23 protein-coding genes and 3 pseudogenes are annotated in these 23,847 nt (G+C 63.9%); 14 read left to right on the top strand and 12 right to left on the bottom strand.

The window, feature by feature from the left end; all coding sequences use genetic code 11:
- Positions 1-100: 100 nt before the first annotated feature.
- On the bottom strand, positions 101-292 hold the full coding sequence (locus OEJ37_RS01510; RefSeq protein WP_034184541.1) for a DUF2964 family protein: 192 nt from the start codon (positions 290-292) through the stop codon (positions 101-103).
- Positions 293-307: 15 nt separating this feature from the next.
- Entirely contained in the window at positions 308-787 is a 480-nt protein-coding gene (locus tag OEJ37_RS01515; protein ID WP_152862293.1) for a universal stress protein, read from the bottom strand.
- A gap of 426 nt (positions 788-1,213) precedes the next feature.
- On the opposite strand from OEJ37_RS01515, the gene OEJ37_RS01520 reads away from it, so the two are divergent.
- From OEJ37_RS01520 to OEJ37_RS01560, 9 genes and pseudogenes are all read left to right on the top strand, one after another.
- Positions 1,214-1,975: a 2-keto-4-pentenoate hydratase gene (locus OEJ37_RS01520; protein WP_174418483.1), complete on the top strand. Its 762-nt coding sequence runs from the start codon at positions 1,214-1,216 to the stop codon at positions 1,973-1,975.
- A complete protein-coding gene (locus tag OEJ37_RS01525) occupies positions 1,972-2,307 on the top strand; it encodes a hypothetical protein (protein ID WP_263342955.1) in 336 nt (111 codons plus the stop codon). Before OEJ37_RS01520 ends, OEJ37_RS01525 begins: the two co-directional genes overlap by 4 nt.
- Positions 2,308-2,376: 69 nt before the next feature.
- Positions 2,377-3,789: a 3-deoxy-D-arabino-heptulosonate 7-phosphate synthase gene (locus OEJ37_RS01530; protein WP_263342956.1), complete on the top strand. Its 1,413-nt coding sequence runs from the start codon at positions 2,377-2,379 to the stop codon at positions 3,787-3,789.
- Positions 3,790-4,036: 247 nt separating this feature from the next.
- On the top strand, positions 4,037-6,208 hold the full coding sequence (locus OEJ37_RS01535) for a hypothetical protein (RefSeq protein WP_263342957.1): 2,172 nt from the start codon (positions 4,037-4,039) through the stop codon (positions 6,206-6,208).
- Between the two features lie 7 nt (positions 6,209-6,215).
- Entirely contained in the window at positions 6,216-6,923 is a 708-nt protein-coding gene (locus OEJ37_RS01540; RefSeq protein WP_263342958.1) for a DUF3142 domain-containing protein, read from the top strand.
- A gap of 396 nt (positions 6,924-7,319) precedes the next feature.
- Complete coding sequence (locus OEJ37_RS01545; protein ID WP_263342959.1) at positions 7,320-7,973, top strand: YitT family protein; 654 nt, start codon at positions 7,320-7,322, stop codon at positions 7,971-7,973.
- A 174-nt stretch (positions 7,974-8,147) separates the two neighbouring features.
- On the top strand, positions 8,148-8,399 hold the full coding sequence (locus OEJ37_RS01550) for a hypothetical protein (RefSeq protein WP_263342961.1): 252 nt from the start codon (positions 8,148-8,150) through the stop codon (positions 8,397-8,399).
- Between the two features lie 560 nt (positions 8,400-8,959).
- Entirely contained in the window at positions 8,960-9,232 is a 273-nt protein-coding gene (locus tag OEJ37_RS01555; RefSeq protein WP_174418479.1) for a hypothetical protein, read from the top strand.
- Positions 9,233-9,501: 269 nt separating this feature from the next.
- Positions 9,502-9,807: pseudogene (locus OEJ37_RS01560) on the top strand (integrase core domain-containing protein); the annotation flags it as partial.
- A gap of 129 nt (positions 9,808-9,936) precedes the next feature.
- Here OEJ37_RS01560 and OEJ37_RS01565 read toward each other — a convergent pair.
- On the bottom strand, positions 9,937-10,773 hold the full coding sequence (locus OEJ37_RS01565) for an alpha/beta fold hydrolase (protein ID WP_174418478.1): 837 nt from the start codon (positions 10,771-10,773) through the stop codon (positions 9,937-9,939).
- 289 nt (positions 10,774-11,062) lie between these two features.
- The gene (locus OEJ37_RS01570) at positions 11,063-11,896 is read right to left on the bottom strand and encodes an oxidoreductase (protein WP_263342962.1); all 834 of its coding nucleotides are present in this window, start codon (positions 11,894-11,896) and stop codon (positions 11,063-11,065) included.
- 94 nt (positions 11,897-11,990) lie between these two features.
- Here OEJ37_RS01570 and OEJ37_RS01575 point away from each other — a divergent pair, with 94 nt between their 5' ends.
- Positions 11,991-12,974 (top strand): AraC family transcriptional regulator, encoded by a 984-nt coding sequence (locus OEJ37_RS01575; protein WP_263342963.1) that lies wholly within the window; start codon positions 11,991-11,993, stop codon positions 12,972-12,974.
- Positions 12,975-13,010: 36 nt separating this feature from the next.
- Here OEJ37_RS01575 and OEJ37_RS01580 read toward each other — a convergent pair whose 3' ends face one another.
- Positions 13,011-13,640 carry an NUDIX hydrolase gene (locus OEJ37_RS01580; RefSeq protein WP_263342964.1) on the bottom strand — a complete coding sequence of 210 codons (630 nt, stop codon included), beginning with the start codon at positions 13,638-13,640 and terminating at the stop codon, positions 13,011-13,013.
- A 392-nt stretch (positions 13,641-14,032) separates the two neighbouring features.
- Here OEJ37_RS01580 and OEJ37_RS01585 point away from each other — a divergent pair, with 392 nt between their 5' ends.
- Entirely contained in the window at positions 14,033-14,893 is an 861-nt protein-coding gene (locus OEJ37_RS01585) for a PhzF family phenazine biosynthesis protein (RefSeq protein ID WP_263343140.1), read from the top strand.
- Positions 14,894-14,956: 63 nt separating this feature from the next.
- Positions 14,957-15,634, top strand: coding sequence for a hypothetical protein (locus OEJ37_RS01590; RefSeq protein ID WP_263342965.1), 678 nt, complete (start codon positions 14,957-14,959; stop codon positions 15,632-15,634).
- Positions 15,635-15,941: 307 nt separating this feature from the next.
- Here the strand turns inward: OEJ37_RS01590 and OEJ37_RS01595 are convergent, their stop codons facing one another.
- The 4 genes from OEJ37_RS01595 to OEJ37_RS01610 all read right to left on the bottom strand — a co-directional run bounded on the left by OEJ37_RS01595 (position 15,942) and on the right by OEJ37_RS01610 (position 18,883).
- Positions 15,942-16,691 (bottom strand): amino acid ABC transporter ATP-binding protein, encoded by a 750-nt coding sequence (locus OEJ37_RS01595; protein WP_175946199.1) that lies wholly within the window; start codon positions 16,689-16,691, stop codon positions 15,942-15,944.
- Positions 16,678-17,328 carry an amino acid ABC transporter permease gene (locus OEJ37_RS01600; RefSeq protein ID WP_152862232.1) on the bottom strand — a complete coding sequence of 217 codons (651 nt, stop codon included), beginning with the start codon at positions 17,326-17,328 and terminating at the stop codon, positions 16,678-16,680. The genes OEJ37_RS01595 and OEJ37_RS01600 overlap by 14 nt, the downstream gene beginning before the upstream one ends.
- A complete protein-coding gene (locus tag OEJ37_RS01605; protein ID WP_263342967.1) occupies positions 17,325-18,011 on the bottom strand; it encodes an amino acid ABC transporter permease in 687 nt (228 codons plus the stop codon). Before OEJ37_RS01605 ends, OEJ37_RS01600 begins: the two co-directional genes overlap by 4 nt.
- A gap of 65 nt (positions 18,012-18,076) precedes the next feature.
- A complete protein-coding gene (locus OEJ37_RS01610; RefSeq protein WP_175919730.1) occupies positions 18,077-18,883 on the bottom strand; it encodes a transporter substrate-binding domain-containing protein in 807 nt (268 codons plus the stop codon).
- 550 nt (positions 18,884-19,433) lie between these two features.
- Here OEJ37_RS01610 and OEJ37_RS01615 point away from each other — a divergent pair.
- Both OEJ37_RS01615 and OEJ37_RS01620 read left to right on the top strand, forming a co-directional pair.
- Positions 19,434-19,754: pseudogene (locus tag OEJ37_RS01615) on the top strand (aldehyde dehydrogenase family protein); the annotation flags it as partial.
- Positions 19,755-20,059: 305 nt separating this feature from the next.
- Positions 20,060-20,614 carry a recombinase family protein gene (locus OEJ37_RS01620; RefSeq protein ID WP_174418469.1) on the top strand — a complete coding sequence of 185 codons (555 nt, stop codon included), beginning with the start codon at positions 20,060-20,062 and terminating at the stop codon, positions 20,612-20,614.
- Between the two features lie 126 nt (positions 20,615-20,740).
- Here OEJ37_RS01620 and OEJ37_RS01625 read toward each other — a convergent pair.
- The 3 genes and pseudogenes from OEJ37_RS01625 to OEJ37_RS01635 all read right to left on the bottom strand — a co-directional run.
- Positions 20,741-21,277: pseudogene (locus tag OEJ37_RS01625) on the bottom strand (recombinase family protein); the annotation flags it as partial.
- Between the two features lie 343 nt (positions 21,278-21,620).
- Positions 21,621-23,135, bottom strand: coding sequence for a PAS domain S-box protein (locus tag OEJ37_RS01630; RefSeq protein WP_317891506.1), 1,515 nt, complete (start codon positions 23,133-23,135; stop codon positions 21,621-21,623).
- 254 nt (positions 23,136-23,389) lie between these two features.
- A complete protein-coding gene (locus OEJ37_RS01635) occupies positions 23,390-23,824 on the bottom strand; it encodes a hypothetical protein (RefSeq protein ID WP_263342968.1) in 435 nt (144 codons plus the stop codon).
- Between the last annotated feature and the right edge of the window lie 23 nt (positions 23,825-23,847).

Below are 23,847 nucleotides of genomic sequence, written 5' to 3' on the forward strand. Positions count from 1 at the left end.
CGTGGCCGGCGCGGCGACGGCTACCGCCGGCTTTTCGGCAGACGGCCGCCGGACCCGTCGGGCCCTGTCGACCGGGAGACGCGGGCAAAACACGCCCGCGTCACTCCTCGCCTTTCACGCCCGGATTGAGCATCACGACGAAGCCGGCCACGCCGACGATCAACGCGATCGCGCCGCCGCGCAGCGCCATCGCTTCATCGAACAGCAGCCCCGTCACGACGGCCATCATCCCCGCAAGCGACACGAACACGGCGATCGCCGCGACGACGATCCGGTACTGGCGGCGTATCATCTCGCACCCGCCGCGTTATGCTGCGGCGGCCGCGGCCGGCACGTCGGCATCGTCGCCGCGAATCAGCAGCACCGGGCATTTCGAGCCGCGCACGAAGCGCTCGGCGACGCTGCCGAGCAGCATGCGCCGGATGCCGCGCCGCCCGTGCGTGCCGACCACCGCGAGATCGATCCCGCGTTCCTTCACATAACGCTGCAGGCGTTCCGCGATGTCCTCGCCGATGCTCTCGGTCTCGACGAGTTCGGCCTCGCCCTTCGCGCCGGCGGCCGCGACGACCTGTTCGGCTTCGCGCAGCACCTTGAACCCGTCGGCGCGGATTTCCTCGATGAGCGCATGCGGGTCGAAACGGCCCGCGTAAGTAAACAGCACCGACTTGTCGACCACATACACGACGCTGACGTGCGCGTCGCCCGCCAGTGCCATCTTCACTGCCTCGGCAAGCGCCTGTTTCGACGTAGCGCTGCCGTCGACGGCCACCATGATCTTCTCGTACATGCAAACCTCGCTGGGGTGAACTGCCGCGCGCCGTATCGCGCGCGGCTATGTCGCCATCATCGGCGGCTGGCGGGTTCGGTTGTTGATGACGATCAAGCCAGGCCGGTATTCGATCCGCGCCCCGGCGACGCAGGCGCCCGCCACGCGCGCGGCGTTCGGCCGCCGCGCAGCACGGAAAACCCGCATTTCGCGTCGTTCGATTCACTCGGGAAGACGCTTTCCCTGTTGCGTCGCACAACGTGCCGGGCTTGCTGGCACCGGGGCAAGCCGACAGTCCAGCGGAGATCCCGAGAGTGGCGTGCGGCGGCCGCGGGCCGCCAATACGCGACCGGATCGAGCAGCCATCGTGCCGAAGGCGCTATCATCAAAGCTTCGACTTTCGTCCGGCCCTTTTTTGCCGGCTCACTTTCAACTCGCTCAACCGACATGACAACGACTACCGAACGCGTGGACGGCGCCGCCCAGCATCTCGTCGCCGCCCGCCATGCCGGCTCGCCCGGCCCGCTGCTGCCCGATGCACTGCGCCCCGAGGACGTCGACACCGCGCTGGCGATCCAGCAGCGCGTCGCCGACCTGCTCGGCGAACCCGTCGGCGGATGGAAATGCGCGCTGCCGCCGCCCGACCGCGTGATCCTCGCGCCGATCTTCGCGTCGACGATCCGCGAAGCCGATGCGCCGTACCGCGTCGTCGGCGGGCCGATCGTGCGGATCGAACCGGAAATCGCGTTCGTGCTCGACCGCGACCTGCCCGCGCGCGAACGGCCGTACGACGAGAACGACGTGCGCGGCGCGATCCGCGAGGTGCGCATCGTGCTCGAAGTGCTCGGCTGTCGTTATGCGGAGCCGGCGCGCGCGTCGAAGTTCGAGCTGCTCGCCGACGGGCAGTTCAACCAGGGGCTGTGCGTCGGCCCCGTCGTGCACGACGGGCTGAACGTGCCGCTCGCGACGCTGGCGCTGACGTTTGAAGGCGCGCTGAACCGCGCGATCGACGGCCGCCATCCGGACGGCGATCCGCTGAAGCCGCTCGTGTGGCTCGTCAATTTCCTCGCGTCGCGCGGCGATGCGGTGCGCGCCGGCCAGATCGTGACGACCGGCTCGTACGCGGGCGCGATCGACGTGCCGCTCGGCGATGCGCTGACGGTCCGCTTCGGCGAACTCGGCAGTTTGTCGGTGACGTTGACGGCGTGACCGGCACGATCGTGCCGACGATGACGGAGCCCGCGGCCGGCGCCGCGGGCGACAGCCGGTTGAACGACCGCCCGTCGATCGCGGCATCCGCGCAGCAGACAGTCGCCGCGACGATCGCCAGTTGCGGCACGCGTTGCTGCCCCAGTCCTTCGAATGCGCTGACGCCGACCACCCGCGAGATGCCGACGAGCCCCGCGACGACACCGCGCAGCTTCCGCGGCGTCAGTGGTTCATCACGGGTAATCAGCCGGGTGCCGAGAAACGCGAGGACAGGCGAAGCGGAATTGAGAATCGTCGCGAGGCCGGCCTCTCCCTTCAGCCCGGCGTGCTAACGTTGCACAACATCGCTCGCCCAGGCCCCGACCCCGATCGCACGAACCGCTTCCACCCCGATACCCGCCATGTCGCTGACACCGCTTCCCGCCCTGCTCGACGAAGTCCTGCGCACCGTCGCTCGCCGTTATCGGCTGCCGCCGCTCGACAGCGCGTCGTCGCCGGCCGAAGCCGCGAACCCGGCCGCCACCCTTGCCATCGTGATCGAGGAAGCGCGCCGGTTGCGGAGCGACGGACAAGCTCCCGGCGCGGAACTGCAGCAACGCTTCGTCGATGCGCTCGCACGGATGATCCGCGACGCGATGGACAGGCAATCCGGCGATCCCGCCTTCCAGGCCGCGGTACTGCGGCACGACGCGCCGAGCGTGCGCGAATACGCGTCGTTGCACGCGCACGCCGAGCAGGACCGGCGCGCGCTGCACTCGGCCGTCAACGCGATCGCGCATCCGGCCAAACTCGAGCGCAGCGCCCAGGCGTGGCAACGCGACGGGCTCGCGCGGCTGCATGCGGCCGCAACGTCCGCGTCGTGGGCCGATCTCCACGCGACGCTGCAGCAACTGCTCGTGCTGCCCGACATGGCGACCGACGCCGCTTTCGCGCAGGACATCGTCAAGCTGAAGGATGGTGCGGCGCTCGAACGCCTGCTGCGTCTCGATGCGCTGGCGTCGGACGCGCACGTCCGGCGATACCACGCACTGTGGGTGCGCCAGGGTCCGCTCGAAGGCAGCACGATCGCGGTCGCGCAGGGCGTCGCGTCGCAGCAGCGCGGCGCGGCCGTCGAAGCGCTGGCCGCACAGGTGCTCGACGCGTTGGCCGGCAGGCTCGACGCCGTGGACGAGCGGCGCACGTACCGGGTGGTCACATCGATGCGCGTGCCGTCATCGATACCGGGCCGGCACGATCGCGCAAAGACCGAATGGGACGCGATCCTGCTCGAACGCACGCGTGGCGACGAACCGGCGCCCGCATGGAACGTTCGCTTCCTCGTCGAAGCGAAGGCATCGGCGGATGCCGCGACGACCGATTTGCCGCGGCTGCTGCGCGGCCTGAACCTGCTCGCGCAAGCCGACGCGGACACGATCTATTCATTCGAGACGCACCAGGGCACGGTGCGCGTGCACGGCGCGTCGCTGCGCGCGTTGACGACCGACGACGCGGCGCTGCAACGGGAAGTGCTCTATTGCTGCGATGCGTCCGCGGACGCGACGCCGCGCTTGCTGGGTGCCGCGAGCCGGATGCAGTTGCTGTCGGCGCAGGCGAGCCTCGAATACGCAAGCGCGCTCGCACGGCAGCCGGACGCCGATCCACGCGGCCTCGGCGTCATCTGGCACGCGCTGCTGACGCTGCCGCAATGGCATGCCGTGTTGCATCAATACCCGTCGTTGCGGCAGGTCCGCGAACTGATGGTGGCGATCGACGACTTGCGGGCCGCGATTGACGACGTAGATGAAGGTGACGTTGCAAGCAGCGTGTGTGCGTGATGCGCGAGCCGGGCTGCCGCACAACGGCAACGCACCCGCTCAGGTAGTTTGCATCCCGAATCGATATGGCATTACGCCCACGCTGACTGAACTTCCGTTTAGCCGGGCCGGCGATCGACGCAACTTGCGAACTTGAGCGCGATGTAACCCAGCGTTATCCGCCCCCGCCCGTTTGGTACGATACGCGCCGGGGCACGATGCCCCCTGAGAGAACCGGCCATCGCGGCCCCACCCCAGCACAAGAAAAATGCCAACAAAACCGACGCTGAACCGAAACCTGCTCGCCGCACTGGCGGCCGGCCTGCTCTGGATCCCCGCCGCCCATGCCAGCAGCGACGACAGCTGTTATGCACCGGCCACGCTCCGGCAAAACGGCTACTCGTGCGGCAACCTGCCGATGCTGAGCCCCGCCAACGACACGCGCATCAACGCGATGCTGCTGATGGTCGACAGCGGCAAGGTCGCGCAGGTGTTCCCGGACCCGAAGACGATCCCGGCGAAAGACCGGATCAACCAGATCATCGTGCCGTTCCCGCTGGACTTTTCCGGGTGGATCGACATCGGCCAGAAACAGCCCGATCGGGCGAGCGGCGCGTCGGATGCCGATGCGCCGTCGAACCGGTACGCCGACGGCGAAGGCAGCATCTGCCGCAGCATGAACGCCGGCGCGGACGCGTTCAACGACGCACTTAGCGGTGCCGGCGGCATCCCCGCCGACGAAGCCGCGCGCCTGCGCGCGGCGCGCGCCGACATCGCGCAGAAGACCTGCGCCGCGGGCGGCGCGAGCGCCGCATGGACGAAGCCGCCGGTCAAGTCGCCGCTCGGCCAGCAGTTCGCGGCCTACCTCGACGGCACGAACGCGTTCTACCGCGCCGACTTCCTCACCGCGACCAAAGCGTTCGCGAATGCATCGCACAGCGCGAACCCGTGGCTGAAGGAAACCGGCCTCTACATGGCCGGGCGCGCGCAGTTGAACGCGGCGCAGGCCAATGTGTTCGACAACGACAGCCCCACGCCGTCGCGCGCTCGCGTGGCAAAGGTGTCGCTCGACGCCGCGAACACGGTGTTTCGCACCTACCTGAAGGTGTATCCGCAGGGGCGCTATGCGGTGTCCGCGGCGGGGCTGTTGCGGCGCGTCGCGTGGCTCGGCGGCAACGTCACGCAGCAGGCCGACCTGTACGGCAACGCGCTCGCGCGCTGGTCGCCGAAAACCTCGAACGTGCCGCTGATGCAACTGGCGAACGAACTCGACAGCAAGCTGCTGTTCGGGTCGGAGCTCGACGCGCGCCAGATCCAGTCGCCGACCGTGCTCGCGACCGTCGACCTGCTGCGCATGCGCACGTCGAACAGCGGCGACTCGAGCCGCGACAAGCCGCTGGCGCTCGACGATCTGCAGGCGCAGAAGCCGCGCTTCGCGAACGCGCCCGCGCTCCACGACTATCTGCTCGCGACCTGGTACGTGTATATCGGGCACAAGCCGGACGCCGCGCTCGAATTGCTGCCGCAGGCGCCTGCGGCGCCGCTCGACTACTTCGGCCTGAGCCAGCAGACGCTGCGCGCGTTCGCGCTGGAGGACAGCGGCCAGACCGACAAGGCCCGCCAGCTGTGGCGCGACCTGATCCCGCTCGCGAAATTCCGCTTCCAGCGCGAAGCGCTGGAACTCGCGCTCGCGATCAACCTGGAGCAGGCCGGGCTCGTCAACGACGTGTTCGCCGACGATTCGCTCGTGCAGAACGCCGCGATCCGTGCGGTCCTGCTGCAGCGCACGGCCAATGCGGACCTGCTGCGCGCGCAGGCGCAGAACCAGGCGACCGGCGGCCTGCTGCGCGACACCGCGCTGTACACGCTGCTGTACAAGGAGCTCACGCGCTCGCACTACGCCGACTTCATCGCCGATGCCGCGCTGGTGTCCGGCGCGCCCGCCGATGCGCTGAAGCCGTTCACCGCACCCGGCGCCAAAAACGAAGACGGTTACGCGTGTTTGTCCGCACGCGACATCGCCGCGGCGCTCCAGCAGAATCCCGGCGACGCGAAAGGGTTGAACTGTCTCGCCGATTTGGTGCGTCTCCATCCGCCCGCGTCCGGGCTCGAAGGCGATCCAGTGCCGCCGTGGATACGCAACGCGTCGGCGGCGTCCGCCACGCGTATGCCGCCGACGCTCGGCGGGGCGCCGTCGCAGTTCACGGGCAAGCCGTACGAGCGGATGTCGAGCTACGTGACGGTGATGGCCGATGCGCAGGCGAACCCGAACGACCGCGCTTACGCGTTCTACCGCGCAATCAAGTGCTATGCGCCGTCGGGCAGCAACGAATGCGGCGGCAAGGACGTACCGAAGAACACCCGCAAGCGCTGGTTCGATACGCTGAAGGCCACCTATCCGGGCAGCCCGTGGGCGCAGAAGCTCCGCTACTACTGGTGAGCGCGGCGTGAAGCGCATCGCGTGCATCGCGCTGCTGCTGGCCGGACGCGTCGCGCTGGCCGGCACCGTCGATGCCGCGCAGTACGACGCGTTCTGGCTGTGGGCCGGCGTGAAGCCGCAGGCGGTCGTACACGGCGCGCGCGCCGTCTACGTGCTGCAAGGGCAGATCGAAGCGTCGCCGCGGGACGAATCGCAGGTACGCGTCATCGCGCAGGGTGTCGCACTGCCGCCCGCGCCGAACGCGCGCGTCTGGCTCGTCTATCGTGCGCATACGCTGCGCTGGACGCCGCGCGTCACGCAGATCATGCTGGCGCAGCTCACGCGCTGGCGTGCGTCGGGCCGCACGATCGCCGGTATCCAGATCGACTTCGATGCGCGTACGCGCCATCTGCAGGACTACGTCGAATTCCTGCGCACGCTGCGCGAGACCCTGCCCGCCGATTGCCGGTTGAGCATCACGGGGCTGCTCGACTGGAGCAGCCGCATCGATGCCGACCAGGTCAACCAGCTCAGGGGAATCGTCGACGAGGTGGTCGTGCAGACCTACCAGGGGCGCAGCACGATCCCCGACTATGCGGCCTACCTGCCGCGCGTCGCGCGGCTGCAACTGCCGTTTCGCATCGGCGTGATCCAGGGCGGCGAGTGGGACGCGCCGCCGTACCTCGCGACCAATCCGTGGTTCCGCGGCTATGTCGTGTTCCTGCGCAACGGCTAGCGGGCGGAAACGCGCCAACATTGGTCCCGCCCGCGAACCGGATTCGGTCCGGGCGGCGAACTGGCGTCCACGTACACCCACGCCGCGACGCCCGACTCGAGTACGACGCGATCGCGGCGATACGCGTCGACTTCGTAGTCGTCCGCGTGCTGGAGTATCGGATGCGAAAAATCCGCTCTGCATTGCCAACAAACTGCGCCTGCCTCTCCACGTCGCTCGCCCCGCCGATGATTTCCGGATACGCTCGCGACGTCGCTTGAGCCATTTGCCCAAATAATATTGCCTGAGTAAGCTGCCTGACGCGCGCCGCCAGGAGACATCGGCACGTATCAGTAACCTGCGGCGCGATCGCTCTGGGAGGATTCGATCCGCCGTCCCGATGTGGCTGCAGACATCATGAAGCATGAATCAAGCGTCGTATCCGGCGCCGTTCCGACACGCGACACAAGCGCAACGCCGCACTCCGTGCTCGAAGACATCTACGGGATGATAGTCGGCATGGCCTTTGTGGTTATCGGGCTCGTCCTGCTCAAGGCGGCCGGACTTGTCACCGGCGGGATCGCCGGCATTGCGCTGCTCGTCTCGTACGTCTGTCCATTATCGGTGGGTACGATCTTCACGCTGGTCAACCTGCCGTTCTTCATCTTCGCGCACGTCGTGATGGGGCCACGTTTCGCGATCAAATCGACGATCGCGAGCTGCGGCATCACGTTTGCCCTCGCGGCGATGCCCCGGACGCTGAAAATTGCCTTCGTGAACCCGCTGTTCGCGGCATTGGTGGGCGGCACGCTGTGCGGCATGGGCATTCTCGCGCTCGCGCGGCACGGCGCGGGCGTCGGCGGCACCGGTGTCGTCACATTGTGGCTGCAGCGCGTGCGAGGCGTTAACGCCGGTATTACGCAAGTGTGTATCGACGCGATGATCCTGCTGACGTCCACGCTGGTCATTCAGGCCGATCGCGTCGGCTGGTCGGCGATCAGCGCCGTCGCCATGAGCGCGATGGTCGTCGCATGGCATCGTCCGGGCCGCTATACCGGTACCGCGCCCTGAGCGCCCGGTCGACATACCGGCGCATCGCGTCCAGGCGGCATCGGCAGCCTCATGCCGACGAAAGCGAGGGAAAGCCATTGGACATATCAAACGCAAGTCCCCGGCGCAGTTGATGCGCTCGCCACGTTTCGCGAGACGCGGCCCGCCTTCGCGGCGCAGATCGCGAGCGTATGGATGGATGTCGATACCGTCGATCTTTTCCGCGAATCCTGCGATTGCGCGATCCTGCTCGGCGCAGGCAAGTTCGGCGAGAACACGCACTGCGTGAAGCTGTTCGACGAATGGCTGATCGCAGGTGCGCGAACTGCACGGATTCCTCGAAAGCCGGATGCCGCGGCTGACGTATCCGGGCAAACGCTTCAACGGATTGCGCCGAAACGTGCGGCCGGCGATCCGGCAGCCGTTTGCCGTGCGATTCATCCGTAGCGCCGGAGATCGCGCTCGAAGTTCGCGACCGAAAAGACGACGCCGAATGTCGTCGGGGGCTCCCCGGTACACGGCAAGACATGAATTCCGGCCCGTGCCGCTCCACTTGACCGTCAACATTTCCGGCATGGATCCCGTGCGCTCGGCCTGCCAGCGCACCACACCATCAACCATCGAATGAATATTCACCTTCGATTATTCAAATTCCAACAGCAATCAATAAATAAAAACAACCTCACGGAAAATTTACGAAAACAGAGTTAATACGAAAAATTATCGGATCAAGTTGACGATAAATTAATTCGATTGGAATCCATCAATTTCAATCAATAGTCTGTGTTCCGCGCCGCAACATCACGATTCCAAATCGACGAGATAACGGCGGCGCCGAAAAGATTATTTCAATAATCAATTGTCTTGAGTTTTTAATCCTGACCAGGCCATCGCAGATTTCTCGACACTCGAGAATCATCGATCTGGAAAATCAGGCATGTAGTTCCGGGCATGGCAATGCAACACCAAACCGCGTTACCCCACTCATTATTACCCTAGGACAAAACATGAAAAAGATTGCGACCGTGCTGTTTTCAGCCCTGATGCTCGCCTCCTCGTTCGCTTCCGCGCAGGCACTTTGCAAGGCCGGCAAGATCGACAAGATCGAAACCGACGCCACGGGCAACCTGCTGGTGACCATTGCCGACGGAGTCTATTCATTCGGCGCCAAGGAAGTTTATCCGCTGATTTACTCGGCATATTCCGAAAATAGAAATATGTTTATCTATGGCAATAATTGTGCGAATGGCTCACCTGCCACCCGCTTTGCCATTCGATAAACTATAAACAATCCTCAAATTACCGACATTCGGCGCCAGGGGCTGGATTTTCATTTTTCAATCCAGCCCCGTTGTTTATTGCAGTTCCAAAAACGATGAGGCATGACACACTCACGCCCGCAACGCGGCGCTTCTTTCGATCGACAAGTTCGGCGGCATGGATGTAATCGACGCCCGTCGGCTCAAGGAGTTGGAATCGGAGAACAGACTCGGCGGCGGCTATCGCAATGCAACGCATGTTGTTATCCGGGGCTGAATCGCCGGGTGGCAACGGCTCCGAATTCACCGCTGCCGAGGTCATGCGCTGGCTGCGGGATGCCGTAATCGGTCCGACGTTTATCGCGCCCGACAGTCCGTGGCAAAACGGGTTCGTCGCGAACTTCAACGGCAGGCTGCATGTCAAATTGCCGAACCGGGAATGGTTCCACCACTGTGCCGAGGCCAGGGTGCTCATCGAGCGCCGGCGGCAGTTCTACAACGAGCGCCGGCCCCATCGCGCGCCTCGCTATCAGCCTCCGGCCACGGTCCGTCGAGCCCGGCTGGATTCCGACAATATCGACGCGAGACTCACTGCCAGATCGGTCACAAAATTCCGCTTCAGGTCACGTATCCGGGCGTCCGCTTCGATGCGATCAAGACTGATGGACGCGGCAGGCGATCCGGCAGCCGTTTCCAACGGCGCTGCCGGATCGCCGCCGACACCGTTACGCCTGCACGAACGCCAGCAGGTCGGCGTTGAGCACGTCCGCATTGACCGTCAGCATGCCGTGCGAATAACCCGGATAGGTTTTGAGCGTGCCGTTCTGCAGCAGCTTGATCGACTTCAGCGCGGCATCCGCGATCGGCACGATCTGGTCGTCTTCGCCATGCAGCACGAGCGTCGGGACGGTGATCGACTTCAAGTCGTCGGTCTGATCCGTTTCCGAAAACGCCTTGATGCCTTCGTAGTGCGCCTTCGCGCTGCCCGCCATCCCCTGCCGCCACCAGTTCCGGATCACGCCCTGATGCACCGTCGCGCCGGCACGGTTGAAACCGTAGAACGGGCCGCTCGGCACGTCCAGGAAGAACTGCGCGCGATTGTCGGCGAGCGCCTTCCGGAAGCCGTCGAACACGTCGATCGGCAAGCCTTCGGGGTTCGATTCGGTTTTCAGCATCAGCGGCGGCACCGCACTGACCAGCACCGCCTTCGCGACGCGACCGGCCGGCTGACCGTGCTTCGCGACGTAGCGGGCCACTTCGCCGCCGCCGGTCGAATGACCGATATGCACCGCATTGCGCAGGTCGAGCGCCTCGACGACCGCGAACGCGTCCGCTGCGTAATGATCCATGTCATGGCCGTCCGACACCTGCGCCGACCGGCCGTGGCCGCGCCGGTCGTGCGCAATCACGCGATAGCCCTTCTGAACGAAGAAGAGCATCTGCGCATCCCAGTCGTCGGAAGACAGCGGCCAGCCATGATGGAAGACGATGGGCTGTGCATCCTTCGGGCCCCAGTCCTTGTAGAAGATCTCGACGTTATCCTTCGTAGTGACGTATGGCATCGCGATTGACTCCTGTGAGGTGGACGAACTCGGCGTAACGGCCGGCAGCCATTATCAGCCATTACTGTGAAACCGCGATGCAGCGGTGCGCCGCGACCGCCGACCATCCACTGACGGGAAACAAACGCCCGGGATCCGAACGACGCCGGTGCGCCCGGCCGAGATGCACGGCAAGTCGCACCGACTGTCGATCGACGCACATTCTTGCCGTGCGGCGTCGCGTCGACGATGCCCGTGCGAAACACCGGCAATGGGGCACCCGGATTCGCGCGCCCCGCCCGACCGATCGTCAGCCGTCCGTCGACACCGTCACGGCCTCCCATGCACGGATTTCCTGTTCCAGCGCCGCCAACTTGTTCCGCACCAGCCGCAGCGCATCGCTGCCGAGCAACAGGTGCGCGGGCGGATGTTCCGTCGCGATGACTGCGAGCATCGCCCGCGCGGCTTTCGCGGGATCGCCCAACTGCTTGCCGCTCTTCTCCTCGCGCGCCTGGCGGATCGGGTCGAAGATCGCATCGTAGTCGGCGATCGAGCGGGGGGTGCGCGCCATCGAGCGGCCGGCCCAGTCGGTGCGGAACGAACCGGGCGCCACGGCCGTCACGGCGATCCCGAAGGGCTTGAGTTCCTTGCCGAGGGTTTCGGAAATGCCTTCCAGCGCGAATTTGCTGCCGCAGTAATAAGCGATTCCCGGCATCGTGATGTGGCCGCCCATCGACGTGATGTTCAGGATGCGGCCGCGCCGGCGCGCGCGCATGAACGGCACGACGGCCTTCGTCATCGCGACCGCGCCGAATACGTTCACGTCGAACTGCCGGCGCATCTCGGCGAGCGGCGCTTCTTCCATGATGCCTTCGTGCCCGTAGCCGGCGTTGTTCACCAGCACGTCGACGGGCCCGACGTTCGCTTCGATTTCCGCGACGATGCCGTCGATGCGGTCGAAATCGGTCACGTCGAGCACACGCGCGAAAGCCGCCTGCGCGGCCAGCGCTTCGAATTCCCGCGCCGCCTGCGCGCTTCTCACGGTACCGACCACCGTGTAGCCGGCCGCGAGCGCCTCCCGTGCAAGCGCGCGGCCGAAGCCGCTGCTGACGCCGGTGATGAGCATGATGTTGCCGGATGCCATGTTCGCTTCTCCCGAATGTCGATTGAAGCATGCATACTAGTCTGACGATCAACGTCGAATAAGCGCGATTCCGCTTGATTTCTTGCACAAAACTATGAGCGCCGAGCCCTCCTCCGCCCGACACCCGTCGTCGCCGTCGTCGCCGTCACCGCGAAACCGCAAACGCCTGGTCACGCTGCTGCGCGCGCTGGCGCCCGACGAAGGCTACAACCTGACGGCGCTGCCGAGCGTGCGCATCCTGCGCTCGAACCGCGCGCTGTCGCGCACGCCGGTGCTGTACGACCCGGGCATCGTGATCGTGTGCCAGGGCCGCAAGCGCGGCTACTTCGGCGGCGAACGCTATCTATACGACGAGCACCACTACCTCGCCGTGTCCGTGCCCGTCCCGTTCAGCATGGAAACCGACGCGACGCCCGAGCGCCCGCTTCTCGCGCTGTACCTGCACCTCGATTTCACGATGGCCGCCGAGCTCGCGGCGCAGATCGACCGCGAAGGCGTGGCGGAACACGTGCAGGCGCCCAGGAGCATGATGTCGACGCCGATGGATGAAGCGATGCACGCGTCGGTGCTGCGCTTCGTCGAGGCGATGCAGCGGCCGCTCGAAGCCGCGGTGCTCGGCCCGGCGCTGCTTCGCGAGCTGTATTTCCGCGTACTGACCGGCGCGCAGGGAAGCGCGATGCGAAGCGCACTCGCGATGCGCGGGCAGTTCGGCCGGATCGGCCGGTCGCTGCGCGTGATCCATGCCGATTACGCGCAGCCGCTCGACGTATCGCAACTGGCCGACGAGGCCGGCATGAGCGTGCCGAGCTTTCACAGCCACTTCAAGGCGATCACGCAGGTGTCGCCGATGCAGTACCTGAAGTCGACGCGCCTGCATCAGGCGCGGCTGCTGATGGTGCGCCAGGATCTGACGGCCGAGGCGGCCGGCTACGCGGTCGGTTATACGAGCCCGTCGCAGTTCAGCCGGGAATTCAAGCGTCTGTTCGGCCTGACGCCGGCGAAGGAAACGCAGCGCATGCGCGACAGCTTCGCGATTCCGGAGGCGTTCGAGGATGCGGTGTTCGTGTCGTCGCATTGAGGTGCGCGTGGCCGGATGACGGTCCGGCGCGCGAACCTAGTCGCGACGTGTGGCCCCACCGCGCGCAGCATCGAGAACCAGACTTGCCAGCGACTTCAGGATGAGCGCGGTCACGCCCCAGATGTCCTGCGCCTGATCCGCCCAGTACCAGGCGCCCGCGCGTTCGCCGTCAGTGTATTGCCGCAGCAGATCCGGATTCAGCAGCGTGGAGAACGGAAACTCGAAGATCTCGTCGACTTCGGCCGGTGCCGCCTCCCATTCGGCCGATTCCGGCACGATGCCGATCACGGGAAAGATCGCGTGATTGCGCTTTCTGGTTTTATGAATCGGCAGGCACCCGACCACCCGAATCGCGCCGGGCTCGAGGCGGATTTCCTCGAACGCTTCGCGCAGCGCGGTCGCGCCGATGCTGCCGTCGGAATCCGCCGGACGTCCGCCCGGGAAACTCACATGCGACGAGTATTCGCTGAGCCCCGACGAACGCTTGGTCAGCAGGATCGTCGGCTCGCGCCGCGCGACGATCGCCACCAGGACAGCCGAGAATTTCCACTGTCGATCGTTGTCGGTCAGATATTGCTTCGCCGCGAGCCAATCCGTTTCGGCAGGGATCCGGAAGCCTTCCACGCCGCGTACGATCGTTCCCAGGACACTGCTGTCGGATGCCATGTCGTCCTCCTGCACGCTTGAATCTGCAAGCTCCGGGCGATACCGAACCCGACATGGGTTGCCGGGGAACGGCGTCGTTGCCGCGAAATCGGGTGAATCCGTGTTCGCATGCGGCCGCAAACGGCGCGCGCTCGGGCGCGACTGCCTGCTCGAACGCAAAAATATCTGCCCGTGTCGCGGGAATTTGAATTCCCGGATCGGATCACCGTCGACCAACCGGAGAAACCCGATCATGCATGAAAAACAGACGGCACGTGTGCTGCGCCCTTGATCGAATCTTGCAGGCACAATGGCGTACTGCATCGCAACGACATGCGTTCACGGCTCCGACGCAAACAGCCGACACGCCCTTGCCCCCAATCCGGTGATCGTTGCATCCACGCGAGATTCAAATGACCACGTATGCCTTCCGCCTGCTGAATGTATTCGCCGAAGCCACGTTCGGCGGCAACCCGCTTTGCGTATTCGAAGATGCGCGAGGCATGGACGACGCGACCATGCAGGCACTCGCCGTGCAGTTCAACCTGTCCGAAACGACCTTCGTGCTGCCGTCGGACCGCGCGCATGCACGGGTCCGCATCTTCACGCCGGGGTATGAAATGGCCTTCGCAGGCCATCCCACGCTCGGCACAGCGCATGTCGTGCGAGATCTGTTCGAAGCAGGCGATGACCTCACGCTCGAATTCAAGGCCGGGGTTGTCAACGTCAATGCGCACGACGACACGTGGACGTTCATCGCGCCGCACGTGGGCATGCCGAAAACGGCAGCGTGCGAGTTGTCCGATGCGCGGACGGCGGCACTGCTTGGGCTGACAGCAGACGAACTGCTCGCGCCACCGATCTGGGTCGATACAGGCGCCGATCAACTGCTGGTCGCACTCAAGGACACCGACGCCGTGCGCCGCGCACAGCCCGACAGCGCATACCTCGACATCTGGCCGAAAAGCAGCCTCGGCCGCAAGACCGCCTACGTGTTCGCGTTCGACGCCGAGCGCCCCGGGAAAGTGGTCTCCCGCTATTTCTTCGTGAAACAAGGCGGCGGCATTTCGGAAGACCCGGGCACCGGATCGGCTTGCGCAAACCTCGGTGGCTGGCTGCTTGCCGCCAAACACGATCTGCCTGCGGCCTTTCAGGTCGAGCAAGGCGACGCCGTCGGCCGGCCTTGCAGGCTGCGGTTGTCGGTCGGCGCAAACGGCGAAATCGGTGTCGGGGGGCGCGTGATCGAACTCGGGCGCGGTACCGTCAACGTGTAGAAACTGCACGCGCCGCCGCGTTTGTTATGCTGCGCGCAGCGCTTGCCCGAAACGATCGTCGACATGAACACCCTCACCTCCGACCTCGCCCGCACGCTGCGCGCATCCTGCGACGCCTGCTTCGGCACAGCCGCGGTCTGGCCGCTCGTCGAGCGTGCATACAGCGAGCCGCAGCGTTTCTACCACACGCTCGCGCACCTGGCGGAATTGTTCGCACACCTCGCGCCGTATCGCACGGAACCGCTGTGGCCAGCCATCGAGCTCGCCGTATGGGCGCACGATTTCGTCTACGCGACGACGCTGCCGGACTATGCGGACAACGAAGCGCGCAGCGCGCACTGGCTCGTGCAGGTCACGAACGAACGCTGCACCGAGCCGTGGTTGCATGCGCACGCATCGCATGTGTCCGCTGCACACGACCTCGTGCTCGCGACGAAGTCGCACCGGCTGCCCGATACGTTCGCGCCCGATCCGGACTTGCAGCGCGCCGGGCGGATTTTTCTCGACGCCGATCTCGCGATCCTCGCATCCACGCCCGACCGGCTGCGCGAATACGACCGCGCGATCGCACGCGAATGGGCGCAGGATCCCGATGCGCCGTCGGCAACCTTTCGCGCGGGCCGCAAGCAGGCGCTCGAACAGCTGCGCGGGCAAGTCCCGCTGTTTCAATCGGCAGAATTCGCGCCGCTCACGCCGCTCGCGCAACGCAATCTCGACACGCTGATCCACGCATACGCGTGAGCTTCGTGCGCACCGCCGCGTAGTTTCGTCACACGGCGTCGCGCATCTGCGTGACCGCACGCGAGCCCACCGCGAACGCGAGAATCACCGCACCGGCGAGCGCCGACGCGCCAGCCACCACGAGCTCGATCCCGCGGCACGATCTCCTTCAGCAGCGACCACCACGCCTGCGGCGCCACGAACGCGAACAGGCTCGCGATCAGCGTGACGGCCGCGCCGAGCGAACTCACGTGCGCCGCGAGCAACACGCCGCCGCCGCTCGGAGCAGATCAAGCACCGTCACGAACATCCGCGGAGCGGACCGGCGTCAGCTCGCGAACTCTTCCGTCTTCTGAAGCCCTCCAAGGAACCGCTTCAACTCCACCGTCCCCGGTCGCACGAAGATCTCCTCCGGCGTCCCGCTCTCCCAGACCCTGCCCTGATGCATGAACACCACCTTGTCGCTCACCGCGCGCGCGAAGTTCATCTCGTGCGTGACCATGATCAACGTCATGTCGTCGCGCGCGAGCTGCTCGACCACACCCAGCACCTCGCCGACCAGTTCCGGATCGAGCGCCGACGTGATTTCGTCGCATAACAGCACGCTCGGCTTCATCGCGAGCGCGCGCGCAATCGCGACGCGCTGCTGCTGACCGCCCGACAGCTGTTCCGGAAACGCGTCGAATTTGTCGCCGAGGCCGACACGCTCGAGCATCAGCTCCGCGATCGCGCGCGCCTGCTGGCGATGCGACTTCTTCACGACCGACTGCGCGAGCATCACGTTTTGCCCGGCGCTCAAATGCGGAAACAGGTTGTATTGCTGGAACACCATTCCGACCTTGAGCCGCAGTGCACGCAAGTCCGCGTGTCGCGCATCGACGCGTTCGCCGTCGATCGCGATCGTGCCCGCGTCGATGCTCTCGAGCCCGTTGAGCGTGCGCAGCAGCGTGCTCTTGCCCGAGCCGCTGCGGCCGATGATCGACACGACTTGCCCGCGTTCGACGGAGAAATCGATGCCCTTGAGCACATGATGGGTACCGAAATTCTTTTCGAGACCACGGGTTTCAACGAGCGGCATTCCATCTCCTTTGCAACGTGCGCGCGTAACGGGTAAGCGGATAACAGAGTGCGAAATAGATGAGCGCGACGAGCCCGTACACGACGAACGGACGGAACGTCGCGTTCGAGATCGCGACGCCGACCTTGGTCAGCTCGGTGAAGCCGATGATCGACACCAGCGCCGTGTCCTTCACGGCCTGCACGCCGAAGCCGACCGTCGGCGCGATCGCGATGCGCGCGGCCTGCGGGAGGATCACATGACGCAACTGCTCGACGTAGCTCATCGCGAGGCTTGCCGATGCCTCCCACTGCCCTTTCGGCACCGCCTCGACGCAGCCGCGCCAGATTTCCGCGAGATACGCGCTCGTGAAGAACGTGAGGCCGGCCGTGGCCGCAACCCACGGCGACACATCGAGACCGATGAGCGGCAGGCCGAAGAACACGACGAACAGTTGCATCAGCAATGGGGTTCCCTGGAACACCTCGATGTACAGCTTCGCGCAACTGCGCAGCACGCGCGAGTTCGACACGCGCATCACGAGCAACCCGAGGCCGACGAGACCGCCGGACAGAAATGACACGATCGACAGCACGACCGTCCAGCGTGCGGCGAGCAGCAGGTTTGCAAGAATCTGCCCGAACGTGAAATCGGTCATCGCGCACCTCGCACACGGCGGGAGAACAGGCGACGCCCCATCGAGCCAAGCACGGCGCGCAGCAGCAGCGCCATCGCCAGATACGCGAGCGCGATCACGAAGTACGTTTCGAACGAGCGGAAATTGCGCGACTGGATATAACTCGCCGCATAGGTGAGATCGGCCACCGAAATCTGCGACACGACGGCCGAGCCGAGCATCGTGATGACGATCTGGCTCGCGAGCGCCGGAAACACCTTCGCGAGCGCTTGCGGCAACACGACGTGGCGCAGCATCTGCGCGCGCGACATCGCAAGCGCGGCGGCCGCCTCGAGATGCCCCTTCGGCACGGCGACGACGCCCGCGCGCACGATCTCGACCGAGTACGCGCCGAGATTCAGCGTCATCGCGAGAATCGCGGCCGTGTATTCGTCGATGCGCACGCCGAGCGCGGGCAATCCGAAGAAGATAAAGAATAGCTGGACGACGAACGGCGTATTGCGAACCGCCTCGACGTACGCGCCGACCAACGGGCGCAGCCGCACGGCCGCACGCACGTCGGCACTGTACGCGGCCGCGCCGAGCACGCCGATCGAAACGCCGAGCACGGTCGCGACGGCGGTCAGCGCGAACGTGGTCGCGGCGCCGCTCGCGAACATGCCGGCGTATTCGGCGAGCTCGCCGAACTGAAGCTGATAGCTCATGACAGATGGGAAGGATCGGGTTCAGACGACGATCGCCGCGCCGTCGCAGGCACGGCGGCGATCGCTCACAGGCCGGCAGGCAACGGCTGGCCGAGCCACTTCTTCGACATCGCGCTCAGCGTGCCGTCCTGTTTCGCATGTGCGATCGCGTCGTCGATCTTCGCGAGCAGGCGTGCTTCGTTCTTGTTCACGCCGACGAAGCACGGCGAATTCTTGATCACGAACTTGACCTCGGGCCGGCGCGGCGGATTCTTCGCGAGAATCGCCGCTGCGACGATGTTGCCGGCCGCGATCAACTGCACCTGCCCTGACAGGAACGCCTGGATCGTCGCGTTGTTGTCCTCGAAGCGCTTGATCGTCGCGTTCGGTGCAAGCTGCGACAGCGCGATCTCCTCGAGTGCGCCGCGCGTGGCGCCGACTGTCTTGCCATTCAGGTCGGCGGGCGCGCTCACTTTCACGTCGGCCGGCCCGAACACACCCTGGAAATACGGTGCGTAGGCGGTCGAGAAATCGATGACCTTCTCGCGCTCCGGCGTCTTGCCGAGCGACGAGATCACCATGTCGACCTTGTCGGTCGTCAGGTACGGAATCCGGTTCGCACTGTTCACTGGCACCAGCTTCAGCTTCACGCCGAACGATTTCGCAAGCAGCGCGGCCATGTCGATGTCGTAGCCCTGCGGTTGCATGTCCGTACCGATCGAGCCGAACGGCGGATAGTCCTCCGGCACCGCAACGCGCAGCGTGCCGCTTTTCGCAATGGTGTCGAGCGCGTCGGCACGCGCAGGTGCGGCGGCAAACAACGCCATCACGGGCGCGGCGATCAGCGCAGCCAGCCATGCGCGTCGGGGGAACGGTCGGGTGATCGAATTCACGGTAAGTCTTCCTTGTCTCGTCTGTCGTCGGGCAGCGCGCAACCGTTGCGCGGCCATGCCCACTTCAGCAAAAACCGGGCCACCCCCGCTTAACGCTTCAATTGTCAGCAATAGCCGCCAAGCGTGCCGAAATGCATTCCTCATTTCGGTGCACGAATCGATGCCGAACGCCGCGGTTGCCCGTTCGCGGCGCGCGCCCATGCACCAAACCATCCGACCAGTCTGACCAGACGAATCGGCCGGCGGTTGCGGAAGGACACACCGGCTCCCCTCTGAAGCAACAAAAAGGAACACACTGAATAATCCCGTACATCCTCACTCTTCCGACCGAGAGCCACGCTCCCGATGGCCGGGGAAAGCGCGTACTTCTGTTGGGGCGCCTGACCCTGAACCAGAATTAGTCCCGGTCGGAAGTGGAGATGTCCGGCTTGGTTGAGTTGTCAGGCGAGGCGGATTCCCTTGCCTGACGGGCGAATTCGGCAGGTGTCATCCACTGCAATGCGGAGTGGGGACGAACCTCGTGATAGTACGTGTGACCTGCCCCCGTGCCGACGCGCGGATCGTGCGCGAGGAAATCTTCGGGTCCGTGCTTGCGGTCACGGCATTCGACGATCTCGACGCGACCGTCGCGCTCGCGAACGACACGCGCTACGGGCTCGCGGCATCGGTGTGGACGGCAAACCTGACGACCGCGCACGAAACCGCACGCCGGTTGCGTGCCGGCACGGTATGGGTGAACGGCTACGAGGAAACCGACGACATGAACTTCCCGTTCGGCGGCTTCAAGGAGTCGGGCAACGGGAGCGACAACTCGCTGCACGCGCTGGAGAAATATATGGAGTTGAAGTCGACGATCGTCCGGTTACGGTGAGGTCGGGGTGGCGGGAGCGCCGCGGGATCCTCGTGGCGCCCGGTTAGCGTAACGATCTGGACGTGCGCTCCCGATCGATTCAATACAGAAAGTACAGAAAGAAGCAAGCAATCGGATTCTTTCGCACCAGGGAGGTCAGGTAAAATCAGGCGATCGAACCAGGTTCGTAACTGGATAGATGAAGGACAACGGCATCGCGCGAACAGTTACCACTCGGTTCTATTCGTCAGTATCGTAAGGAATCCTTTCTATCAAAAGTTTATCTTCTTACAGACCTTACCGCGACACAATTGTTGGGAGAAACCATGAAGGTCGGCTACGCGCGGGTCTCAACTGAAGAGCAACACCTTGATCTCCAGGTTTCGGCTTTACAAGGTTACGGATGCGATGTCATTTTCTCTGATCAAGGAATTTCAGGTATTTGCTGTGACCGGCCCGGGCTGAGAGAGGCACTTGGTGCGATATCGGATGGGAGCACCTTGGTCGTTTGGCGCCTGGACCGACTGGGGCGGTCGATCAGCCATTTGATCCAGATCATCACGCAGCTTGGCGAAACGGGCGTCGAGTTCGTGTCGCTCACCGAGTGTATCGATACGGGTTCCCCGGTCGGCCGCTTCACGTTTCACATGATAGCTGCCCTGGCAGAGTTCGAGCGTGCGTTGATTAGCGAGCGTACCCGAGCCGGACTATCGGCTGCAAGACGTCGAGGTAGCAAGCTTGGGCGCCCATTTTCCCTCTCTACACAAGATCAAGTTCGAGCGCGGGTACTATTGGAAATCTGCACGGAGGCAGAGGTGGCGGCTCTCTATTGTGTTCATGTTCGGACGCTGCGCCGGTACCTTAGGAAGCGACCTGAGTAACCGTGTTGAATATCGAGCATTCTTGAAACCTGGCTGTGCGCTCGTCTGCCGGAACAGCTTCAGGCAAGCCGAGCAGGGTTTTTGAACTGACCTCCAAGATTCATATTCGTAATGGTGCGCCGGGCCAAGACTTCGTCGAAGCGTGCGGCTGTGAACTTGAAGCATGTCCGCCACTTGCGCTTCCGTATGAGTGACCAGTAGCGCAAGTGCATGCTGTCGCTCTACTACATCGAGAGCAGGTGGCCGTCCTAATCTGCTGCCGCGCTGTCTGGCACTTGCGAGGCCGGCGCGCGTGCGCTCGCTGATGAGCGAGCGTTCGAACTCGGCCAGCGCCGCGATCATGTGGAAGGTAAAACGTCCAACAGGCGTATTGGTATCTATGGTCTCGGTAATCGAAGCGAACTGCACATTTGCAGCGGCAAGTTGGCCGATGATGGTGATGAGGTGGGTGAGTGATCGCCCCAGTCGATCGAGGCGCCACACAACGAATGTACTTCCGTCGGTTGACTGCCGCAATGCGGCAGTCAACCCTGGGCGCTCGAAACATGCACCCGAGACTCCTTTATCTGAATAAATCGGATCACAACCGTAGGCACGCAATGCCTCGACTTGCAAGTCGAGGTGCTGCTCGTCCGTCGATACCCTCGCGTATCCAACTTTCATGAATGATCCCCAATCACGAAAAAGATACTCTCAGGTTCGCGGCCGGACAGTTTTTCGGATCGGTTTTTGATGTGCGTATTTTGTTATCGTGTTATAGACGAGATGATATGCACTCGACATACTCGGTATTACCCGATGTTTTTTTCATTAATTCAATCTGCAAGCTCGACGACGCGGTAGAGTTGCGTAGGTTGTCGACCGACCTTTTGATTTCAATATGAATGTGTGACCGCAAGGCAAACCATTACCAGGCTTAAAGGGGGCTAACCGGAAAGACGCGCGGAAATCAAAGGCCCCTACGATCGCGTGGTATCGACAACACGACGCGGACGGGCACTCGCGGTCACGGATGGTCGCTACGGCGGCCCAGCAACGACAAGTGAACGACGAGTTCCTGACCGCCGGCCCGAAGGGCTTTCCATTCCACGTCGCCGCCCACCATCGCGGCCTGTTCCCGTATGGCGAACAGCATTGCAGGTGGCAACCCGTTGGCGAGCTCGTCGTCGATGAAGTCGTCCTCGCGCACCGTCAGCCTGACGAAGCCGCCGGACTCCAGCAAGTGCAGCGAAATACGGGAATTCGACGCGTGGAGCCGCGCGCGCTCGAGTGCGTCCCGCGCGATCCGGTACAGGACGCACGAGGCAGCCGTGTCGATGCCCGTCTCGCGCAGGTTGGTATCTATCCGCAGCCCATATCGAGAGCGCAGGTCCTGTGCGAGCCATTCGAGGGTCGCAACGAGTCCGAGATCATCGAGCATCGGCGGCCGAAGATCGGCCGTGATGCGGCGCACCCGATCGACAAGATCGTCCAGTTGTGCGCCAATCCTGTGGCCGTCCGGGTTCGCGAACGCGTCCCGTGACGGTTGCGGATTGCGACCGGCATTCAGTGCGGCGACTTCCATCTTGACAACGTTGAGCTGTTGCGCGAGCTCGTCGTGCAGTTGCCGGGCAAGATTCGTTCGCTCGGCCTCGCGTGCGATCTGCAGCGCGCGGGCCAGTTCGCGCAACGCATGCCGCGACTCGCGTAGTTCGCGTTCGGTCGTATTGTGCAAGGTGACATCCAGCAAGGTGACCAAAATCGACGCGGGGCGCGCTTGGGCGAACGCAGTCGCCAGGACCTCGACATCCCGCGCCAGCCCGTCAACCCGGGTCACCCTGCCGCTCGTCGGCCTGGTCGCCATTCCCGGCGCATGCAACGCACCTGAAACCTGCCGGCGCACGCCAACGCGGCCGTCCGGATCGAGCCAGTCTGACGAGGGGCTCCCGATCACCTCCGCCGACTCGGTTGCGCCGAGCAAGGCGACGCATGCCGGGTTCACGTAGACGATCGTTCCATCGCGGCTCAACCATGTCGCGACGGGACTGAGTTCGACGAGCTCACGGTAGTGCGCTTCGCTGTCGCTGGACGCTTCGTACAGACTGCGTTGCTCGCTGACGTCTCGCACGACGATCGTTCGAAACGTCTTTCTGCCGACGATGGTCTTCGAAACGGTCGCATCGACGAAAAACGCTGCACCGTCCGGATACAGCGCCTTCAGGCTGGACACATCGGGCGCGATACGATCTGTTTCCCTTGTCCCCGACCCGGTCTGGCCGCGGCATACCGAACGATATTCCGGCATGAGCGCCGTGATATCGGTGCCCATCACGGACGGCGCGCTCCGTCCGAACAAACGCTCGGCCGCGCAGTTGAACAGGACGATATGGTCCTGATTGTCCGTCGCGAGGATAGCATCGGCGGTGATGTTCACGGCGGCTTTCGCCAGATGCTCGGAAATGGCCAGACGCCTCGCTTTCCGGAAAAACCATACCTGGCCTCCGAATAGAAGGACCATACAAGTAGCGGTCAATACGTCCATGATACTGTTGCCCGATGTCTTCGTTTGCCGAATGGAGAAACGACTCTCGGGCCTCCAGCCTCAAACCAGACTTGTCTCGCATTGATTCCATTCGCCAGCCTGCTAGCGAAATACCCACGCCAGTCGAAATTCGACTTCCCTCGCTCACAATATTTATTTGATATAAAAAGTCACCTTGATTTTCACAAAAAATCCGGATTATTAGCGTTTCATCTGGACAATTTCGCCTTGGTTTGAGCAAGGAGTTCCGTGGCTCATTCCCGTCCTCCTGCCCCCCTCTCCGGAACGTCGATTGCTCGCGCGACCAGCCGAACCCGATACATCAATAACATCACCCACTGCGCAATCAGCGTCTGATCGGTACTGAGGAAAAGTGGACGATCGACCCACTCGACCACCGCGTCGCCAGTGCGTCCAGTTTCAAAAATACGGAGATCCTCCCGATCACTCGTCCCCATCCGAAGCAATTCTGCATAGGAATACACCTCGCCGAGATCAATGGCACCAGCCTGGTCCGACACTAGACACCCAAGGGTTATCGAGAGTCGACTCCTGGCGGCATGAACATCCTCAGCGTGCACATAGACGGTGATTGGGCCATCGGTTGATCTCCATACAGCGCGATACAAAGTCTCCTTGCAATGCGCGCTTATTTTTATCGGCAACCCATGCTCTATTTCTTTTGCCATTTTTATAATCAAGAAAATTAAAT

Origin of the sequence: Burkholderia sp. BKH01, assembly GCF_025685725.1 — a bacterium.
GTDB classification, from domain to species: domain Bacteria; phylum Pseudomonadota; class Gammaproteobacteria; order Burkholderiales; family Burkholderiaceae; genus Burkholderia; species Burkholderia pyrrocinia_C.

Excerpts from the sequence above, each read along its gene's own strand:
- OEJ37_RS01510 (WP_034184541.1), bottom strand. The coding sequence starts at position 292 with ATGATACGCCGCCAGTACCGGATCGTCGTCGCGGCGATCGCCGTGTTC.
- OEJ37_RS01515 (WP_152862293.1), bottom strand. The coding sequence starts at position 787 with ATGTACGAGAAGATCATGGTGGCCGTCGACGGCAGCGCTACGTCGAAA.
- OEJ37_RS01520 (WP_174418483.1), top strand. The coding sequence starts at position 1,214 with ATGACAACGACTACCGAACGCGTGGACGGCGCCGCCCAGCATCTCGTC.
- OEJ37_RS01530 (WP_263342956.1), top strand. The coding sequence starts at position 2,377 with ATGTCGCTGACACCGCTTCCCGCCCTGCTCGACGAAGTCCTGCGCACC.
- OEJ37_RS01535 (WP_263342957.1), top strand. The coding sequence starts at position 4,037 with ATGCCAACAAAACCGACGCTGAACCGAAACCTGCTCGCCGCACTGGCG.
- OEJ37_RS01545 (WP_263342959.1), top strand. The coding sequence starts at position 7,320 with ATGAAGCATGAATCAAGCGTCGTATCCGGCGCCGTTCCGACACGCGAC.
- OEJ37_RS01550 (WP_263342961.1), top strand. The coding sequence starts at position 8,148 with ATGGATGTCGATACCGTCGATCTTTTCCGCGAATCCTGCGATTGCGCG.
- OEJ37_RS01555 (WP_174418479.1), top strand. The coding sequence starts at position 8,960 with ATGAAAAAGATTGCGACCGTGCTGTTTTCAGCCCTGATGCTCGCCTCC.
- OEJ37_RS01565 (WP_174418478.1), bottom strand. The coding sequence starts at position 10,773 with ATGCCATACGTCACTACGAAGGATAACGTCGAGATCTTCTACAAGGAC.
- OEJ37_RS01570 (WP_263342962.1), bottom strand. The coding sequence starts at position 11,896 with ATGGCATCCGGCAACATCATGCTCATCACCGGCGTCAGCAGCGGCTTC.
- OEJ37_RS01575 (WP_263342963.1), top strand. The coding sequence starts at position 11,991 with ATGAGCGCCGAGCCCTCCTCCGCCCGACACCCGTCGTCGCCGTCGTCG.
- OEJ37_RS01580 (WP_263342964.1), bottom strand. The coding sequence starts at position 13,640 with ATGGCATCCGACAGCAGTGTCCTGGGAACGATCGTACGCGGCGTGGAA.
- OEJ37_RS01585 (WP_263343140.1), top strand. The coding sequence starts at position 14,033 with ATGACCACGTATGCCTTCCGCCTGCTGAATGTATTCGCCGAAGCCACG.
- OEJ37_RS01590 (WP_263342965.1), top strand. The coding sequence starts at position 14,957 with ATGAACACCCTCACCTCCGACCTCGCCCGCACGCTGCGCGCATCCTGC.
- OEJ37_RS01595 (WP_175946199.1), bottom strand. The coding sequence starts at position 16,691 with ATGCCGCTCGTTGAAACCCGTGGTCTCGAAAAGAATTTCGGTACCCAT.
- OEJ37_RS01600 (WP_152862232.1), bottom strand. The coding sequence starts at position 17,328 with ATGACCGATTTCACGTTCGGGCAGATTCTTGCAAACCTGCTGCTCGCC.
- OEJ37_RS01605 (WP_263342967.1), bottom strand. The coding sequence starts at position 18,011 with ATGAGCTATCAGCTTCAGTTCGGCGAGCTCGCCGAATACGCCGGCATG.
- OEJ37_RS01620 (WP_174418469.1), top strand. The coding sequence starts at position 20,060 with ATGAAGGTCGGCTACGCGCGGGTCTCAACTGAAGAGCAACACCTTGAT.
- OEJ37_RS01630 (WP_317891506.1), bottom strand. The coding sequence starts at position 23,135 with ATGGACGTATTGACCGCTACTTGTATGGTCCTTCTATTCGGAGGCCAG.
- OEJ37_RS01635 (WP_263342968.1), bottom strand. The coding sequence starts at position 23,824 with ATGGCAAAAGAAATAGAGCATGGGTTGCCGATAAAAATAAGCGCGCAT.